The sequence below is a fragment of the Sphaerochaeta sp. S2 genome (assembly GCF_016406725.1).
In the GTDB taxonomy this organism is placed as follows: Bacteria; Spirochaetota; Spirochaetia; order Sphaerochaetales; family Sphaerochaetaceae; genus Sphaerochaeta.
The window spans coordinates 1-1571 of sequence record NZ_JAEKNT010000045.1 but is presented as its reverse complement, the minus strand read 5'-3'; the positions used below and the strand labels follow the sequence as shown (position 1 = coordinate 1571).

The following is a 1571-nucleotide window of genomic DNA, read 5'->3' as shown; positions in this document are numbered from 1 at the left end:
TGCTTGCTTTCAGGAATAAAATACGGCTGTCTCATCAGTGTCTTGGCATCAAACACATTGTCTATGCCATTACGAATGATGTCCTTAGCATACAAAACACCAACAATATTGTCTATTGTCTGCTCATATACTGGATAACGGGAGTACCCTTGTTCCTGAATAATCCCATACAACTCATCAATCGTGATATCACTACTGATAAACTGGACATCGACCCGGGGAATCATAATCTCCTTGACCGTCTTATCCCGCAGTTCCTGAATGCCCTCGATCATCGTCTGCCGCTCTTCCAACTCTGCTTTAAATCGTTCCTCACGATTGTCAGAGCGTTTCTTGAACAGACTTTTCCATGGCAAGCTCAACGTTTGCTCCCCCTCAATTGATGGAGAAGTTTCTCTTGCTTGATCAACATCGGCTCATCAGCATCATTGCTGGAATGATCTTCACCAAGAAGGTGAAGCAAGCCATGGATCAAGAGCCGAAACAACTCTTCATCTGGTTCTACACTAAAGGATAGTGCATTTCTTTTCAAGGCATCAAGAGAGATTACCATGTCTCCCAGTACCCTGATTTCCTCTGGCGGACCATCAATCAATCCTACTTGTACTTCAGGCCAAGAAAAATCTTCTACATCTTCCTCCTGAACGAAAGAGAGGATATCTGTAGGTTCGTCCTTATCCCGATACGTCCTATTCAGATCCTGAATGGTATCATCACTGACAAAGCTAACAGAACATTCACAGCTTGGCTGTCCAAGCAGTGCGAGCACCTTTTCCAGATGTTCAACAACCATCTGTGAGGGTGCCTGTTTTGCATACTGCTCATCCTCATAGGAAACATCGATATAATATGTATTCATTGTCCTGGTTATCCTTTCTGCTCCGATGGATATTCGATACGGCGATGATCGCGTCCAAGCAATGTTTGCACAAATGCATCCTCTATCTGATCAAGGTCCGTAAGGGAGAGTTGGCTGTTCTTGAGTTGGTCCCTCTCCAATTTTCCCATGATAAGCGAGTGTACCAATTTTTCATACTTAGAGTGGTTTGGCCGTTTCAAGGTCCGGCTGGCAGCTTCCACGCAATCAGCAAGCATCACAATGGCAGATTCGGGAAAAGCTGGTGGATTCCCATTGTATTTGAAATCATCCTCTTTTACATCCATTCCCGCAGCTTGTACCTGGTTCTTTGCCTCATTGTAGAAGAATTGGATGATATCATTGCCATGGTGTTGGCTGATGATATCCAGGACTTCCTGAGGAAGACCTGCCTCCCTTCCCTTCTCCAATCCAAGCTTCACATGGCTCTTGATGATTGCCGCAGAGAGGGATGGTTTGATTTCATCATGCTTGTTTTCCCCACTCTGGTTCTCGATGAAGTATTCAGGATGGTCAGCCTTCCCAATATCATGATACATCCCACCTACTCGAGCGAGCATGGCATTTGCTCCAATTGAGCGAGCTGCATTGAAGCTCAGGTCAGCCACGTTTCTGCAATGATTGTATGTTCCCTGTGCTACTGATTCCAAACGGTCGAGCACTGGGCTTGCGCTGAATGCCAGCTCACTTAGAC

3 protein-coding genes are annotated in these 1571 nt (G+C 45.6%); all 3 read right to left on the bottom strand.

Annotation, left to right across the window (positions count from 1 at the left end; genetic code table 11):
* A partial coding sequence (locus tag JF818_RS01130; protein ID WP_233065358.1) for a CBS domain-containing protein occupies positions 1–356 on the bottom strand: 356 nt, incomplete at its 3' end.
* A 2-nt stretch (positions 357–358) separates the two neighbouring features.
* A complete protein-coding gene (gene ybeY / locus JF818_RS01125) occupies positions 359–859 on the bottom strand; it encodes an rRNA maturation RNase YbeY (protein ID WP_198890157.1) in 501 nt (166 codons plus the stop codon).
* A gap of 8 nt (positions 860–867) precedes the next feature.
* Positions 868–1571 (bottom strand): HDIG domain-containing metalloprotein (locus tag JF818_RS01120; RefSeq protein ID WP_198890156.1); only part of this gene is annotated, 704 nt, incomplete at its 5' end.

What these genes read in the sequence shown, in the direction of transcription:
- ybeY (WP_198890157.1), bottom strand. Translation starts at nt 859, where the DNA reads ATGAATACATATTATATCGATGTTTCCTATGAGGATGAGCAGTATGCA.